General features: G+C 61.4%; 15 protein-coding genes. 9 read left to right on the forward strand and 6 right to left on the reverse strand.

Annotation, left to right across the window (positions count from 1 at the left end):
* Positions 1-14 precede the first annotated feature (14 nt).
* The 5 genes from FSY45_RS14735 (at position 15) to FSY45_RS14755 (ending at position 5,392) form a co-directional block, all read left to right on the forward strand.
* The gene (locus FSY45_RS14735) at positions 15-2,141 is read left to right on the forward strand and encodes an NAD(P)/FAD-dependent oxidoreductase (protein WP_046461352.1); all 2,127 of its coding nucleotides are present in this window, start codon (positions 15-17) and stop codon (positions 2,139-2,141) included.
* 222 nt (positions 2,142-2,363) lie between these two features.
* Complete coding sequence (locus FSY45_RS14740) at positions 2,364-2,948, forward strand: nucleotidyltransferase family protein (protein WP_046461351.1); 585 nt, start codon at positions 2,364-2,366, stop codon at positions 2,946-2,948.
* A gap of 123 nt (positions 2,949-3,071) precedes the next feature.
* Positions 3,072-3,548 (forward strand): GNAT family N-acetyltransferase, encoded by a 477-nt coding sequence (locus tag FSY45_RS14745; protein ID WP_046461350.1) that lies wholly within the window; start codon positions 3,072-3,074, stop codon positions 3,546-3,548.
* Positions 3,549-3,786: 238 nt separating this feature from the next.
* Positions 3,787-4,278 (forward strand): hypothetical protein, encoded by a 492-nt coding sequence (locus FSY45_RS14750; protein ID WP_004341242.1) that lies wholly within the window; start codon positions 3,787-3,789, stop codon positions 4,276-4,278.
* A gap of 280 nt (positions 4,279-4,558) precedes the next feature.
* Positions 4,559-5,392 (forward strand): aminoglycoside phosphotransferase family protein, encoded by an 834-nt coding sequence (locus FSY45_RS14755; RefSeq protein WP_080944450.1) that lies wholly within the window; start codon positions 4,559-4,561, stop codon positions 5,390-5,392.
* A gap of 52 nt (positions 5,393-5,444) precedes the next feature.
* Here FSY45_RS14755 and FSY45_RS14760 read toward each other — a convergent pair whose 3' ends face one another.
* The 4 genes from FSY45_RS14760 to FSY45_RS14775 are packed head-to-tail and all read right to left on the reverse strand — an operon-like array spanning position 5,445 to position 7,722.
* Positions 5,445-5,705, reverse strand: a complete 261-nt coding sequence (locus tag FSY45_RS14760) for a hypothetical protein (protein ID WP_034360276.1) — start codon at positions 5,703-5,705, stop codon at positions 5,445-5,447.
* 18 nt (positions 5,706-5,723) lie between these two features.
* Positions 5,724-6,116, reverse strand: coding sequence for a nuclear transport factor 2 family protein (locus tag FSY45_RS14765; protein WP_046461397.1), 393 nt, complete (start codon positions 6,114-6,116; stop codon positions 5,724-5,726).
* Between the two features lie 17 nt (positions 6,117-6,133).
* Positions 6,134-7,033: an MBL fold metallo-hydrolase gene (locus FSY45_RS14770; RefSeq protein ID WP_046461349.1), complete on the reverse strand. Its 900-nt coding sequence runs from the start codon at positions 7,031-7,033 to the stop codon at positions 6,134-6,136.
* 50 nt (positions 7,034-7,083) lie between these two features.
* Positions 7,084-7,722: a DsbA family protein gene (locus FSY45_RS14775; protein WP_046461348.1), complete on the reverse strand. Its 639-nt coding sequence runs from the start codon at positions 7,720-7,722 to the stop codon at positions 7,084-7,086.
* A 79-nt stretch (positions 7,723-7,801) separates the two neighbouring features.
* On the opposite strand from FSY45_RS14775, the gene FSY45_RS14780 reads away from it, so the two are divergent.
* Positions 7,802-8,737 (forward strand): LysR family transcriptional regulator, encoded by a 936-nt coding sequence (locus FSY45_RS14780; RefSeq protein WP_046461347.1) that lies wholly within the window; start codon positions 7,802-7,804, stop codon positions 8,735-8,737.
* Between the two features lie 239 nt (positions 8,738-8,976).
* Here FSY45_RS14780 and FSY45_RS14785 read toward each other — a convergent pair whose 3' ends face one another.
* Together FSY45_RS14785 and FSY45_RS14790 are read right to left on the reverse strand one after the other, a co-directional pair.
* Positions 8,977-9,747 (reverse strand): glucose 1-dehydrogenase, encoded by a 771-nt coding sequence (locus tag FSY45_RS14785; protein WP_046461346.1) that lies wholly within the window; start codon positions 9,745-9,747, stop codon positions 8,977-8,979.
* A gap of 260 nt (positions 9,748-10,007) precedes the next feature.
* Complete coding sequence (locus FSY45_RS14790; RefSeq protein WP_046461345.1) at positions 10,008-11,432, reverse strand: coniferyl aldehyde dehydrogenase; 1,425 nt, start codon at positions 11,430-11,432, stop codon at positions 10,008-10,010.
* 124 nt (positions 11,433-11,556) lie between these two features.
* Between FSY45_RS14790 and FSY45_RS14795 the strand changes: the two genes are divergently transcribed.
* The 3 genes from FSY45_RS14795 (at position 11,557) to FSY45_RS14805 (ending at position 15,018) form a co-directional block, all read left to right on the forward strand.
* Complete coding sequence (locus FSY45_RS14795) at positions 11,557-12,891, forward strand: MFS transporter (protein ID WP_223305664.1); 1,335 nt, start codon at positions 11,557-11,559, stop codon at positions 12,889-12,891.
* Positions 12,892-12,913: 22 nt separating this feature from the next.
* Positions 12,914-13,750 (forward strand): SDR family NAD(P)-dependent oxidoreductase, encoded by an 837-nt coding sequence (locus tag FSY45_RS14800; RefSeq protein ID WP_004341260.1) that lies wholly within the window; start codon positions 12,914-12,916, stop codon positions 13,748-13,750.
* 158 nt (positions 13,751-13,908) lie between these two features.
* Positions 13,909-15,018: a Rieske 2Fe-2S domain-containing protein gene (locus tag FSY45_RS14805; protein ID WP_046461343.1), complete on the forward strand. Its 1,110-nt coding sequence runs from the start codon at positions 13,909-13,911 to the stop codon at positions 15,016-15,018.
* Positions 15,019-15,134: the final 116 nt, after the last annotated feature.

Here is a 15,134-nt window from a genome sequence, read left to right on the forward strand (position 1 = left end):
GACAGCGAAACAAAATGAGCAATCCCCACGCATCAATGCTGGAGCCGGGCCGTATCGGCACCATGGAGCTGAAGAACCGCATCATCATGGCCCCCATGGGCGAGAACTACGGCGGCATCGACGGTATCTGCGGCGAACGCGCCCAGGACTATTACGAAGAGCGTGCCAAGGGCGGCACCGGCCTCATCATCATGGGCACGGCCGCCATCTCCTGGCCCACCGGCACCAGCGAGCCGCACCAGCTGGGCATCTCCAATGACAGCTTCATCCCCGGCCTGGCGGAAGTCACGCGCCGCGTTCACTCGCACGGCGGCAAAGTCGCCATCCAGATCAATCACAGCGGCAAGGTCGCTGCCAATGACCGCACCCACGGGCGCGAGATGTGGGTGTCCTCGATTCCGCCCGACGGCCCTGTGGCCGAAGCCATGCGCACCGTCACGCCCAAGGAGTTCTCGACCTTTGTGGGGGTTAGCCCCTACCCCGACCGCTACCGCGTGATGGACAAGGCCGATATTGCACAGATGGTGGAATGGTTTGCTGCGGCCGCCCTGCGCGCCAAGCAGGCCAACTTCGATGCTGTGGAAGTGCACTGCGCGCACAACTACATGATCGCCAACTTCCTCTCTCCCTTTTTCAACAGCCGCAGCGATGAATACGGCGGCAGCTATGAAAACCGCAGCCGCCTGCTGCGCGAGGTGCTGACTGCCGTGCGCGAGCGCGTGGGCGCTGACTTCCCCATCTGGGTCCGCATCGACGCAGAAGAAATGCACACGCCCGGCGGCATCACCATGGACGAGGCGCTCAAGACCGCCAAGCTCTGCGAAGAGCTGGGCGTGGATGCCATCAACGTCTCGGCCTATGCGCGCCTGCCCACAGGCACGGCCTTCACCGATGCACCGATTCCGCAAAAGCAGAATGCCTATCGCGAATTTGCCACCGGCATCAAAAAGGCCGTCGGCATTCCCATCATCTCGGCCGGCCGCTGGGAGCTGGATGCCGCCGCCGCCGCCATCAGCAATGGCGAGATTGACTTTGTGGCCATGGGCCGCAAGCTGCTGGCCGACCCCGACCTGGCCAACAAACTGCAAGCCAACGCCGCCCAGAGCGTGCGCCCCTGCATTTATTGCTATGCCTGCGTGAGCGAGATTTTCATCAACAAGGGCATCAAGTGCGCGGTCAACGCACAGACCGGCCACGAGGCGACCAAGACCATCACCTTTGCCGAAAAGCCCAAGCATGTACTGATCGTCGGTGGCGGCCCTTCGGGTATGGAAGCCGCCCGCGTCGCCGCCCTGCGCGGCCATCGCGTGACGCTGGTCGAGCGAAGCGACCGCCTGGGCGGCACGCTGTTCTTTGCCGCACTGGCCTATCCCGAGAACGGCCGCCTGCTCGACTATCTGGTGCGGCAGATGGACCACCCGAACATCCAGCTGCGCTTGAACACCACAGTCGATGCCGGGCTGCTGGCCGAGCTGCAGCCTGACGAAATTCTGGTGGGCACCGGCGCCAGGCGTGCCGCGCCCGCCATCGAAGGCGCGCAGCAAAGCCATGTCTGGAGCGGCGACGAACTGCGCCGTCTGATGACGGGCGATCGCGCCGAAGAAATTGCCAAGGCCAAGCTGAATCTGGCCGAGCGCGCGCTGTTCAAGGCCGGCGGCATGTTCAAGGTGACGGACAGCACGGCAGCGATCCAGAACCTGTCCAAGCTGTGGATGCCCCTGGGCAAGCGCGTGGTCATCATCGGCGCAGGCCTGGTCGGCCTGGAACTGGCCGAGTTCCTGCTCGATCGCGGCCGCGAAGTCACCGTGCTGGACCCTGGCACCCATCCCGGTACCGAACTGGCCATCGTGCGCCGCTGGCGCGTGTACGACGCCGTGAAGAAGCACGGCAAGCTGCTGATGCAGTCCAACGTCACGCGCATCGAGCGCAAGGAAGTCGTCTGGACGGACAAAAAAGGCGAGGAATACCGCACGCCAGCCGACTCCGTGGTGCTGGCCATTGGAGCCGAGGCCGACTCCGCCGTTGCCGACCAGCTGCAATCCCTTACCCGGACTCCCGTGCGCCGTATCGGCGACTGCCAGGATCTGGGCTATATCGAAGGCGCCATGCATTCAGGCCATCAGGCCGGGCGCGAAGTCTGAAGATACTCCTTGATAGCTGAAACCGCCTGCGTGCATGGAGCGCACAGGCGGTTTTCCATTGGCATCACAGTATTTCGGCAGCACCAGGCCCTTTGCCGATTGCCGGCATGCAGCCAGCCGGAGCGAGAGGCTTCCTTTGGCCGGAAGCGGGTTTTCGCAACCGAAGCAAAATAGGCTCGAACCTGCCTCTCACTTTTGCTCCACCAAGGATTGACTGTCCCGATGCCTACGCCTGAGCGCTTCGTTGCGGATGTCCTCCAAAATAGCAACAATCGTACGATTCTTGAACGCTGGGATGATTTGAATCTTCCAGACGGCTGGCTTGTTGCAGGCTGCTTATTTCAGACAGTTTGGAATTTGCAGGCGCAGCGGAATCCAGAGGATTCCATCAAAGACTACGATCTCTTCTACTTTGATCCATCGAGCACCACTGACGGTGCGGAGCAGAAGATGCAAGCACATGCCGATCGCGTTTTACGCGACCTTGGCATCAAGATTGAAGTCACGAACCAAGCTCGGGTTCACCTGTGGTACGAGTCATATTTCGGTCGCCCATATGAGGCACTGCGAAGCTCTTGCGAGGGAATAGACCGGTTCCTGATCCCAGCTACCTGCGTGGGTCTTCGCCCAGGCGGCCTCTATGCACCGAACAGCCTGGATCTGATCTATGACGGAGTTTTGGCACTCAATCCATTGACGCCGCATCGTGAGCTTTTCCAACAAAAGGCCGAGTCTTACCAAGCGCGTTGGCCATGGCTGCGAATCGTTGCCCAGGGTCATCAGCCTCAGAGAATTGTTGCACGCTGATGTGTGCATGCATGTCCGCCCTGGATCGTGCCGGGACGGTGGCCTAGCGGCCACGAGCAGACCTTACACTTCGGTGCAGACCGTTCAATTTACTCACGGCTCGTACTATGAAAAGTCTTTCCCATGTCTAAAAGTAACGCTGCAACAACTGTAGTAGTAAGAGAAGTCCAACCACATGACTTTGAAGCCTGGCTTTCGCTCTGGGATGGCTATAACGCTTTCTATGGAAGGTCCGGAGCTACCGGACTGGCGAAGGAAATTACCCAAAAGACCTGGGAGCGATTCTTCAATCCCATCGAACCTGTATTTGCGCTGGTCGCTGAAGATGCAGGAGAAGTGGTTGGCCTAGCTCATTACATTTTTCACCGTAGTACTACGAGACTTGGTCCGGTCTGCTATCTGCAGGATCTTTTCACGGCCCCGAAAAGGCGTCAGCTTGGAGTTGGCAAGGCCCTGATCAGCAGCGTCTATAAGCAAGCAATACTGGCTGGCTCAAATCGCGTCTATTGGCAAACACAAGCAACCAATGAAGCCGGCCGAGCGCTCTACGACAAATTAGCCAAACATAGCGGTTTCATCGTGTATAGCCATGAACTGTAGTCTCTCACTCCAAATGGACGAATGAGGTTCGTCAATTGATGGTGGCTTTGGGTTGACTCGATGCTCGAATGCAGCCGCTGCTTTCAACCTGGATGGTCTTGCCCAATGCCGGCCTCCGCATCGACCTGGTCAGGGCAGGCATGGCCCACAGCGCCCAAGCTTGAGATAAACCCAGCCTCACAAACTGTATAAAGAAACAGTAGACTTTGGACTTGATAGCTCCAGGAAAAGTCCAGACATGCCAGCAGAACTCGAACCAGAAGACGTATCCATCTTCGAAGACCGCCTTTGGCACCACAAGGGCTGGGAAGCCCGCGTCATCAAGAATGAAGACGACGATGGCTGGGCAGTGTCAATGACCCAAGACGGCCAGGCGGAACCAGCTCTGGTCGGCCCATGGACCATGGGGCGCGACAAGAAGAATCCCAAGCCTCTTGATGTGTCGGCCTTCAACACGCTGGTAAAGACTGCCAGCGAAGTGATACGTCGCCATGAGCAGCACCAGGCGGCGCTGTTGCACAAAGCCATACAGATTGAAGTGCGCGGATTGCGCGTGACGGTAGCTCTCGATATTGAGCCCGATGAGGACAATCCCACGGCGACTCTCACTGCCACCGCGGCGGACGGCAGCGAATTGGCCAGGGTACGAGTCCGGCCGGACCATAGTCTCACCCGTGCGTCTGCACAGCGCTGGGCAGACGCAGGCTACCCGCGTGAGAGCGAGGACTGAACCTCAGGACAAGACCCTTGCTCAGAAGTCGAGGGGACCTTTCAGGGCAACCAATGTCCGTAGCATGGCCTTGGCTGCTTGCGGAAGCTGGCTTGAGCACCGGAAGAAAGTAATGCCGGAGAAATTGAGCACACCACCCAGCCAGCCTTGATAGGCATGCCCGACACTCCGGAGCCCCGGTCAAGGAGCTGCATTGAGCAGTTGAAGCCACAGTCGTCAGCGGACATTGGATACCGCACCACACCTTCGGATTGCATGAGTTAGCTCGAAAATCAGCCAGATGCCCCACCTCGACCTGTTTGATATCCATCTCCACCGCTGGAGTGCGAAGGCGGCTGGTGACCCCTTCACAACTCATACAAGTGACCTTCTGCCAGTCATCCTTGCAAGGAACTTGGCAGATCTTCCAGCGATGATCAAGATCACGCGAAACCTTGACGAGCGCATCGGCGGCAGAGTGCTTCAATGGTGGGACGGCAATGGAGCAGCGCGAGTCTATGCTTGCGACCAAGATTCAGGAGCGCTACTGATGGAGCGCGCAACCGGCTCCAAGCATTTGCTGCACATGGCTAGAGAAGGCGAAGATGATGCAGCGACAAGCTGTATCTGCCACACCATCGAGCAACTGCATTCAAAGAGATCCTCCGCACCACCTGAAGAACTGCTGACGCTGACGGATTTTTTTAGGTCACTCGCGTTGATGGCGCAGCAGGAAGGCGGCTTGATGGCCGAATGCGCAACGGTGGCAGCTGAGTTGCTGAATGAGCAGCGCGAGCCTGTCGTCCTGCATGGCGATACGCACCATGGCAACATACTCGATTTCGACAGACGTGGATGGCTGGCGATAGATCCAAAGCGCGTCACAGGTGAGCGGTACTACGACTACGTTAGCGTGCTGTGCAACCCCGACCTGGAGACTTGCACCGACCCGGGGCGCTTCGCGCGGCAGCTTGCAGTAGTCATCAATGTCACGGGGCTGGAACGTCGGCGTTTACTCAAATGGGTTATGGCTCACGCCGCTTTGTCGGCAGCCTGGTTCCTGGAGGACGGAGAGCGCACCAGGGCCAACAGGCAGCTGGCCGTTGCGCATCTTGCGAGGCAGGCACTGGGATGAGGCTTCCAGCTCTGCCGCCAAAAGGCCGGCTCTCGGACGGCCGGCCTCGGGTTCACGCGCCGGACCGAGCGCGCAGCGCCGCTTCGAACCGGGCCAGCTCCTGCTGCAGCGTGCCGCGCTGCCTGAAGCGCAGCCCTGCCCGCTCATACCAGTTCTCGGCGTCCTCCAGATCGCCTTCCTGCAGATGCAGCAGTCCGTGCAGCCAGGCCGCGAGCAGGCCTTCATGTCGCTGCACGGCATCGTGCGCGGCATTCCATTGCCCGGCCCGCATCAGCGACAGAATGGCTTGCAGCTGCGCATTGACTTCGCTCATGGCAGGACTCCGTCGCGCTCAGGCCAGCAGCGCCTGCTGCACCAGGTGGCTGTCCACATACTGCTCCATGCTCGTGATCCTGCCCTCCTTGAGCCGGTACAGGTGAGCGAAGCCCGCCGTCATCGCCTTGCCCGTCTTGCGGTAGGTTCCCGAATAGACGCCGAAGGCTGCCACACGGTCGCCATCGGCCAGGTAGGTGTGGACCTTGGCGCTGTAGCCGTCCCACTCCGTCGCCAGCCGCTGGAACACGCCCGAGGCAATCTGCTGCGGGCCGACATAAGTTCCGGCATAGGGAAAGCCGGCGGCCTCGGTCCATCTGGCATCGGGCGCCAGTGCCGCCAGCAGATTCCTGCCGTTCTCCTCGGACGAACCTTCGTAGGTCGCGCGGATGATATCCAGATTGGTGGTCATGGTGTGCATCCCGGGCTTCAGCCCCACTTCATCTCACCCGTGGCCACCTTGGCGCCGATCTGCAGCGCGGCGGCCAGGCCGGCGTCAGGATAGCGCTTGTTAATGGCTGCGATCAGCGCGTCGCCATTGGCCGCCCTGGCCAGCTCCTGCTCGAAGGCCAGCAGGTACTCGCGGGTGTAGTTCACTGCCGAAACATCCAGCGCTCCATGGGCGCCCAGGTGGCCCGGCACGACCACGGCCGGATTGCGCGCAGCGATGGCTTCCAGGTTCTTTACCCAGGCCGCGCGAGAGGCTGCCGTCGGGGTATCGGCCGTCCACACATGCAACCCGGAGAAGATCAGCACGCCACCGAAGACTGCATTCAGCGAGGGGACCCACAGGTAGCGGCGGTTCTCCAGTCCTTGTGCGTTGACGATTTCGATGGTGTTGCCTTCCAGCATCAGTGCAGGGCCGTCATAGGCTTCAGGAAAGACGATGTCGACGAGCTTCTGCGGACCGTTCTCCTTGAGCTGAGGCGCCCAGGTAGCTATCTTCTTTTGCACGTTGGCGCGGATGGCGGCAATGGTGTCGGAGGCGGCCAGCACCCTGGCAGCGGGGAAGGCTGCCTTGATCGGGCCCAGGCTGAAGTAATAGTCCGGGTCGCTCTGGCTGACGTAGATGGTGGTCAGCTGCTTGCCCGATGCCTTGATGGCTTCGGCCACGGCACGGCCATCGGGCAGGGAAAAGCCGCCGTCGATGAGCATGGCCTCCCTGTCGCCCGATAGCAGCACGGGCGCACGGAAAAAGCCCTTGTCGCCTGCGGGAAAGTGCTTCCATTGCAGCCTGGAATGGCCGCTCACAGCTGCGGCGCAACCAGCCAGGCCTGTGGCAATGCCGGCAGCGGCGGCGGCTTGGACAAAGTCTCGGCGATTCATCATGATGGTCCTTCAGTGAATTTCAAGAATGGCAGGGGTCAGACGCGAAAGGTTCAGGCCGCGCTGAGTTGCTCGGCAAAGGCCTGCGGGTTGGAGTAAGCGGCACTGGAGTTCAGCAATTGGCGCTGGCCATTGGTTTCCAGGATGAAGCTTGGAACGCCACGCGCGCCAAGCTGGCTCTGCAGCGCCTTTGCGCCTTCGATGCGGGCGCGATTGGCAGCCAGCAGCTCGCCATCGGACCGGAGCAGGCTTGCAGCAGCCTGCTCCAGCCCCAGGGCCTGCAGAACCGCCATCAGTGTGTCCGGTTGCGTGATGTCCTCGCCATTGACGTAGCGGGCATGCTGAATGGCCTCAAGGGCGTCAAGCTCACGCTCTGGGGTGCACAGACTGACAGCGCTCAGCGCAAGGGTGGCCGGGCCGCTGTCGAACAGTTGCTGACGATCCGACAGCACATGGCTGCGGTAGCGCTCGCTAAAGCGCTGGCCCGTTAGGCGCTCGATGCGCTGATCGTTGCTCCAGGCATAGGCGGCAAAGCCATCGTCCATGAGACGTGCACCCGCGCCTGCGAAAAGGCCGCTGGGCAGCAGCCGCAGTTCGACCTCAGGCACTTTGCCCAGAGCCGCCACCGCTGCGGCGGCACCGTAGCACCAGCCGCACAGAGGGTCGAATACGTAATGCAGGGTCTTGGTCACCGAGGGCTCCGTTGCTTCAATACCGTGATCGTAGGAACAAAGCATTGACAGAAAAAGCCTGATCGAATAGATAAACTGTATGTCAATGGCAAACAATTTAGAAGAATCCGTCGCCGGCAGGCTTGCCAATCTCAAGCGCCTGGCCTACTTCGCGGCCGTGGTGGAAACCGGCAGTTTCACGGCTGCTGCGGACCGGCTGAGCATCACCAAGGCCGTGGTCAGCCAGCAGGTCGCAAGGCTGGAGCGCGAATTCCACACGACGCTTCTGACCCGCACCACCCGCAAGGTCGTTCCCACCGATGCAGGCCGGATCTTTTATCAACGCTGCGCATCCATCCTCAAGGAAGCGGGCGATGCTTTCGACGAGCTGGGGGAAGTGGCGGCCGAGCCTTCGGGAACCTTGCGTCTGACCGCCCCGCTGGACTATGGCATCACGGCAGTGGTGCCAGCCATCACCGAGTTCACGCGGCACTATCCCCAATGCAAGGTGGACGCAGTGTTCAGCGACCAGCCGCTTGATCTGATGTCGGGGCAGGTCGAGCTGGCAATCCGCGTCGGCTGGCTTTCCCACTTGAATGTGCAGGCCCGTCAGATCGGGAGCTTCAGGCAATTGCTGGTCGCAGCTCCCTCATTGCGCCGGCAAGTGACGCAGCTCAAACAGCCACAGCACATCAGCGAGCTGCCCTTTGTCGCGAACACGGCCTTGCGTGAACCCTGCAACTGGAGCTTCTCGCGAAGCGAGCTGGAGTGCCAGAGCGTGACGGTACACCCTGCGATCTCGCTTGATGCGACACTGGCCGTGCGCGAAGCCGTGCGTCATGGGGCGGGCTTGTCGGTACTGCCCGACTTCGCCGTGGCCGATGATTTGAAGAGCGGCGCGCTGATACAGGTGCTGCCCAGTTGGTCGCTGCCATCGGGGGGCGTTCATGCCGTGTTCCCGACTGCACGATTCCGACCGGCAAAGGTCAAAGCCTTCGTGGACCTGATGCAGGAGCAAATCCGCTCCAGGGCATGACCAGGGCAGGCCATCAGGCAGCTGACAAGCGGCTCGGGCGATGGCATGCTGAAGCCACACCGGACCACTACCGCACAGCAGCCACGCCATCCGGGCAGCAGCTTGCAGACCTTGCCATTGCGCTTGACCGGGAACGCAGCGGCTCGATTCCTGCTGCGGATCGAGCTCAAGCGACATCGTCAAGAGTGCATAGAAAAAGGGAGCCGAGGCTCCCCTTTTCCTGAGCAATGCCATCAGACTCAGAAGTTGGGCGCCTCCACACCTCCGTCCACCCCCAGCACTTTGCCAGTCACCCAGCTCGATGCGGGGCTGGCCAGAAACAGCGCGGCACTGGCAATGTCTTCGGGCTGGCCCATGCGTGCCATGGGCGTGGTTTTTTCCATGCGTTCCTTGCGATCCGGCGTGAGAAACGGTGCCAGTGCATCGGTCATGATGGTGCCGGGCTCGATGGCGTTGATACGCACCCAGGGACCGAAGTCCTGCGCCAGGCAGCGTGTCATCTGGTTGAGAGCGGCCTTGGCTGCACCATAGGCGCTGAAGTACTTTTGCGAGTAGCGTGCCGCCGTCGACGAGATATTGACCACGGCTCCGCCGCCCGCAGCTTCCATGGCCGCAGCCGCCTTCTGGATCAGCGTGTATGCAGGCACCACATTGAAGGCCAGCATGTCGCCCACGGCCTTGCCCGCCACCTTGCGCGGGTCGTTGGGGCCGCCACCGCCCACATTGTTGATGAGCACATTGATCTTGCCCAGCTCCTCCACAGTGCGGACGATGAGCTTGTCCAGATCTTCTTCCTTGTTCACATCGCCCTGCACGGCAATGGCGCGGCGGCCCAGCGCTTCAATTTCGGCCTTGACGGCCTGCAGATCCGCCTCGGTGCGCGCAAACAGCGCCACATCGGCACCGGCCTTCGCCAGCGTGACAGCGCATGCACGACCGATACCCTTGCCCGCGCCGGTCACCACGGCCACCTTCCCCTCCAGCGAAAACTGGCGAAAAATCTCGTTCATGTCTCTTCCTATGATTGCGTTCAGACCCGCCCATGCTCTGTACGAAACGCTTTCAGGGCATCAGCCAAACAGACCATGGGACAAGCCCCATGGCCAGCCCCTGCAGCTTGCGTCAACACGCAAGAATTGAGCCCTTGAAATGGATAGCGCTGCACCAGGGCAGAGCCGCGAATCAGGCAAAGTCCAGATCAGGGACAGCGAGCAAGGGCCAAAGCTGCCCCGCAGCGAGGCTGTCGTCTTCCTCAGCGAAGCACAGCGGCTCAGGGGGTGACTGCGGCCTGCAGCATCTGTTCGAACTGCGGGTTGTAGGGCGGCAGCATGCCCCACTCGCGGCGCGGGTCGTGGTTGCCGGCCTTGTAGACGGAGCGGGCATGGCTGAACTCGAGAAAACCCTCGCGGCCATGATAGTGGCCCATGCCCGAAGCGCCCACGCCGCCAAACGGCGCATCCTCCAGCGCCGGATGCATGACCACATCATTGATGGAGACACCGCCGGACAGCGTGTTGTCCAGCACCCAGTTCTGCTCCGTCTCGTCGCTGCCGAAGTAGTACAGGGCCAGCGGGCGCTCACCGGCATTGATCGCGGCCACGGCGTCGCGGATGTTCAGGAAGCTGCGCAGTACCACGGCCGGGCCAAAGATTTCGTGCTGAGAGATTTCAGCTTCGGCTGGCGGGTTGACGACCAGCGCCAGCGGCAGGCGGCGGTCTGCGCCGGCTTGCGCGGCGCCGACTTCCAGCACGGTCAGACCGCGCGCCTTGGCATCATCGACATAGGCTTTCACACGTGCGTGGTGGCGCTCGTTGATCACGGGCGTCATATCTGCGTTGCCTGTCACCGAGGGATACAGCGCCTGGTATTGCGAGGCAATGCCATCGGCCAGCGCCTGCAGGCGCGATTCATGGACCCAGACCACATCGGGTGACACGCAAAGCTGGCCGGAGTTGAGCGATTTGCCTACGGCGATGCGTTCGGCCGCATTGGCGATGTCGGCGGAATCACCCACCAGCACGGGAGACTTGCCACCCAGCTCCAGCGTCACGGGCACCAGGTTTCTGGCGGCTGCAGCCATGATGAGCTTGCCCACGCTGGTGGCGCCCGTGAAGACCATATGATTCCAGGGCTGCTCGGCAAATGCCGCAGCCACTTCGGGGCCTCCCTGCACCACGGCCAGCACCTGGGGATCAAAGCGCTTGGCCACGGCCTCGGCCAGCACCTGGGCCGTACGCGGCGCAATTTCGGAGGGCTTGAGCACGGCCCGGTTGCCCGCCGCGAACGCGCAGGCCAGCGGCGACAGCAAGGTGAACAGAGGTGCATTCCAGGTGCCGATGATGCCGATCACGCCCTTGGGCTGGTATTTGACCCAGGCCGTGGCGCCAAACATGTCAAAGGGTTTGACGCTGGGGCGTTCGGAGTCACCCAGCCAGTCCCTGAGGTGATCGCGTGCATGCTTGAGCGAGGAGAGCGAGCCAAGAATGTCATTGGCCAGCGAGAACACGGCGGGGCGGCCACCAAAGTCTTCGCCCATGGCCTGGCAAAGTTCCTCCTTGTGCTCCACCAGCATGTCGATGACTTGCTGAATGCGCTGCATGCGCACATCGGCGCCGACCGCAGCCTCTTCGATAAAAGCCTGTTTTTGCATGTCCAGCAGCTGGCGAATGCCGATGGACGAATTCGTCTGGGTCATTTTGTCTCCTCGATATTTCTCTTGAAAGCCATGAACGGAAGGCACATGCTCAGACCTCCGGATTTCGTGGTCGTCGTCCAAAAAGACGATGGCATAACCCTAGGCCCCTCGCACGATGCAGCGCATGCACACCCATCAAACCCCGCCTCCCGCCGTCAGCTGGCGCACTCATCTCAGCCTCGCCCTGCTGGCGCTGGTCTATATTTTCTCCTTCATTGACCGACAGGTTCTGTCTATTTTGCTGGAGCCCGTCAAACAGGAATTCAGCGCCTCCGATACCGAGATGGGTTTGCTCACGGGGCTGGCCTTCGGTCTGATCTATGCCATGCTGGGTGTGCCTGTGGGGCGTCTGGCCGACACCCGCAACCGCCGCAACATCGTGGCCCTGTGCTGCGGGATCTGGAGCCTTGCCACCGCTGCCTGCGGCGTGGCCACCCAGTACTGGCACATGCTGCTGGCCCGCATGAGTGTGGCCGTGGGCGAAGCCGGCGGCATGGCGCCCTCGGTGTCCATAGTCTCGGACCTGTATCCTCCCAAGATGCGTTCGTTTGCCATCAGTCTTTTCATGATGGGCCCCAACCTGGGAACGCTGCTGGGACTGGTCATAGGCGGCATGGTGGCCCAGCATTACGGCTGGCGCTCCGTGTTTCTCGCCTTTGGCATTCCGGGCGTGATTCTTGCGCTGCTGGTGTATTTCTTTGTCAAGGAACCGGCACGTGGCGCCTATGAAAGCATCAAGCCCGCAGCTCAAGACAGCGCTCCGCGCGAATCCATGTTTCGCCAGCTCAGGCGCCTGCTGGGCATGGCGTCGCTGCGCTATATCTGCATCGCATGCGGCGTGGCCGGTATTGCAGGTTATGGCTACGGTGTCTGGGCGCCGAGCTTTTTCATGCGCATTCACGGCATGAGCATCTCTCACGCCGGCCTGGTGTTCGGCCTGGCCAGCGGCCTGGGTGCCGTGTTCGGCGCCATGTTCTGCGGCTGGCTCAGCGACAGATTGACCCAGCGCGACTCGCGCTGGCAGCTGCGCCTGGCTGCCATGGGCACCTTGTGCGCCGTGCCTGCAGGCGTCGCCGTGTTTTTCTGGCCCGTATCCGACTTCTGGACGGTTGCCGGCATCAAGGTCCCCTATGCCATGGCATTTGCCCTGCTGTTCGGCTTTTTTGCGAGCTGGTTTGCCACGCTCTCATACAGCGCCGTCAGCCAGATGGTGACTGCAGCCGAACGCAGCGTCGCCTCGGCACTTCTCAATCTTTTCATGACCTTGCTGGGCGTGGGCCTGGGGCCTCTGGTAACCGGCATTCTGTCGGACTACTTTGCCCGGACCCACGGCTCCGAAGGCCTGCGCTGGGCGCTGATGGGCGTGACCTCGCTGCTGGTCATCACTTCGCTTTTCTTCGCGTTAGCCATCCGCCCCTATAAGCAGCGCCTGCAGCAGTTACAGATGAATGCCGCCTGATCATCAAAAATTGGAGACTCTCATGAGCCGACCCGTAGTTCTCATCACCGGTGCCAGCCGCGGCATTGGCGCTGCAACCGCCGTCTTCTTTGCCATCAAGGGATGGCGCGTGGCCATCACTGCCCGCACGCTGACCGACGGTGCGCAGATGGAAAACCAGCTGCGCCTGCCAGGCGGCCAGCTTCTGTCCGGCAGCCTGGAGTCCACAGCCAAGGCCATTGAGGCCGCTGGCGGCGAGGTGTTTCCGCATGTCATGGACCTGATGGACCTGAGCAGCCTGGACAAGGCCGCCGACGCTGTGCTGAAACGCTTTGACCGTGTCGATCTGCTGATCAACAACGCCGTCTACCAGAACCGCGAGATCAACCATCTGATCCCCGAGATAACGGCCGAGTCGCTGCAGCGCTCCATGCTGGGCAATGTCATCGCCCCTTTCCATCTGGCTCAGCGCCTGCTGCCGGCCATGGCGGCACAAGGCGGCGGCCGCATCATCAATGTGTGCTCGGCTGCGGGCCAGTACAACCCGCCCGTGCCGGCCGACCAGGGCGGCTGGGGCTTTGCCTACGGGGCTTCCAAGGCCGCCATTGCGCGCCTGGCCGGCTGCATCAACACCGAGTACAAGCAGCAGAATGTACGCGCCTTCAGCGTCAACCCCGGCGTGGTGACGACCGAGGCCGTCAAGGCCACGCTGGGCGACGATGGCCTGCTGGCTCAGCGCTATGGTGCCTCCACCCCCGAAGAAATTGCGGCGGCACTGTTCTGGCTGGGCACTGAGAAAGACGCTCTGCCACTGGCCAAGAGTCACACCATGATTGACCTGCAACCACTTCACAAAGAGCGCGTGGCTGCGACAACGTGAGCAGCAGGTAAGCGTGCGCAAACACCCAAGCAAGGGCAAACCCTGTGCGGTTTGCGCCAGATCAAAGCCGCGCCTTCACTCGTCCAAACAGAGTATGCGCGGCAACGCCGCTTGCCAGAAGATTCATCCGTCCAAAACTAAATACGGAGACCTCTGCAATGGCAACCACGAAGGACTACCGCCTCGGTGAATTCACCTACCCACGTGGCTGGTTCATGATTTCCGAGGCCAAGGCGCTCGACACCCACAAGCCCGTGGCCGTGCGCTTCTTCGGCCAGGATTTCGCGCTGTACCGTGGCCGCGAAAGCGGCAAGGTCGTGCTGCTGGACGCTTACTGCCCTCATATGAAGACCCATCTGGCAGCGCCCAATGCCACCAGCTATGTGGTGATCGACGGAGGCGGCAGCAATGTGGAAGGCGACGGCATCCGCTGCCCCTATCATGGCTGGCGCTTCGGAGCGGACGGCAAGTGCAACCACATCCCCTATCACGACGGAGCCATCCCGGCTGCGGCCGCGGTCAAGAGCTGGAAGGTGGTCGAGCAATACGGCGCCATCTGGGTCTGGTTCGATCCCGAAGGCGGCGAGCCCGACTACGATCTGCCCACTTTTGGCGACTGGTGTGACGAGACCTATGTCAACGGCCAGTGGGATTACCTGGGCGAGCTGAACCAGCATCCCATGGAGGTCGTGGACAATATTGCCGACTATGGTCATCTGAGCCCCATCCACGGCTCCACCGTGGCGCGCTTCGAGAACGAGTTCAAGGGCCACAACGCCATCCAGCGCCAGTGCGGCGGCCATCGCACCCTGGTGGGCGAAGGCGGCGCCAGCGCCGATCTGCACACCGACACCTGGTACCACGGCCCCGCCATCCTGGTCTCCAAGGTCAGCGGCATGTTCAACTCCTTCATGATGATCATGCATACCCCCATCGAGGACGGCAGGATCAAGGTCTGGCACAACCTGCTGGTCAAGACTGCACATGGCGGCCTGCCCACCAAGGCTGACGAAGTCGCAGCCAAGCAGTACCAGGAAGCCAGCCGCCTGGCCTTTGCCCAGGACTTCGAAGTCTGGTCTCAGAAGGCGCCCTGCCTGAACCCTCTGTTCATCCCCAGCGACGGAGCCTTCCTCAAGGCCCGCATCTGGTACAAGCAGTTCTACAACCCGCGCGCCAAGGCGGGCGAGTATCTGGACCAGTGCGAAGGCAGGTACATTCCTCGCGGCATGGTGGCCTATACCCAGGAAACCGAGGAAGCGACGGCCTGATCCCGTGAATCTCCAAGGCCAAAGGCCCATGCGCTTGCATGGGCCTTTTTGTCGAGGTGAAGGTCTGCCCTATAAAACCATAGCTTCCAACGCTTTATCTCCATGGAAATTCAATA

The organism is Comamonas sp. Z1 (genome assembly GCF_008121555.1).
Lineage (GTDB): Bacteria > Pseudomonadota > Gammaproteobacteria > Burkholderiales > Burkholderiaceae_C > Comamonas > Comamonas thiooxydans.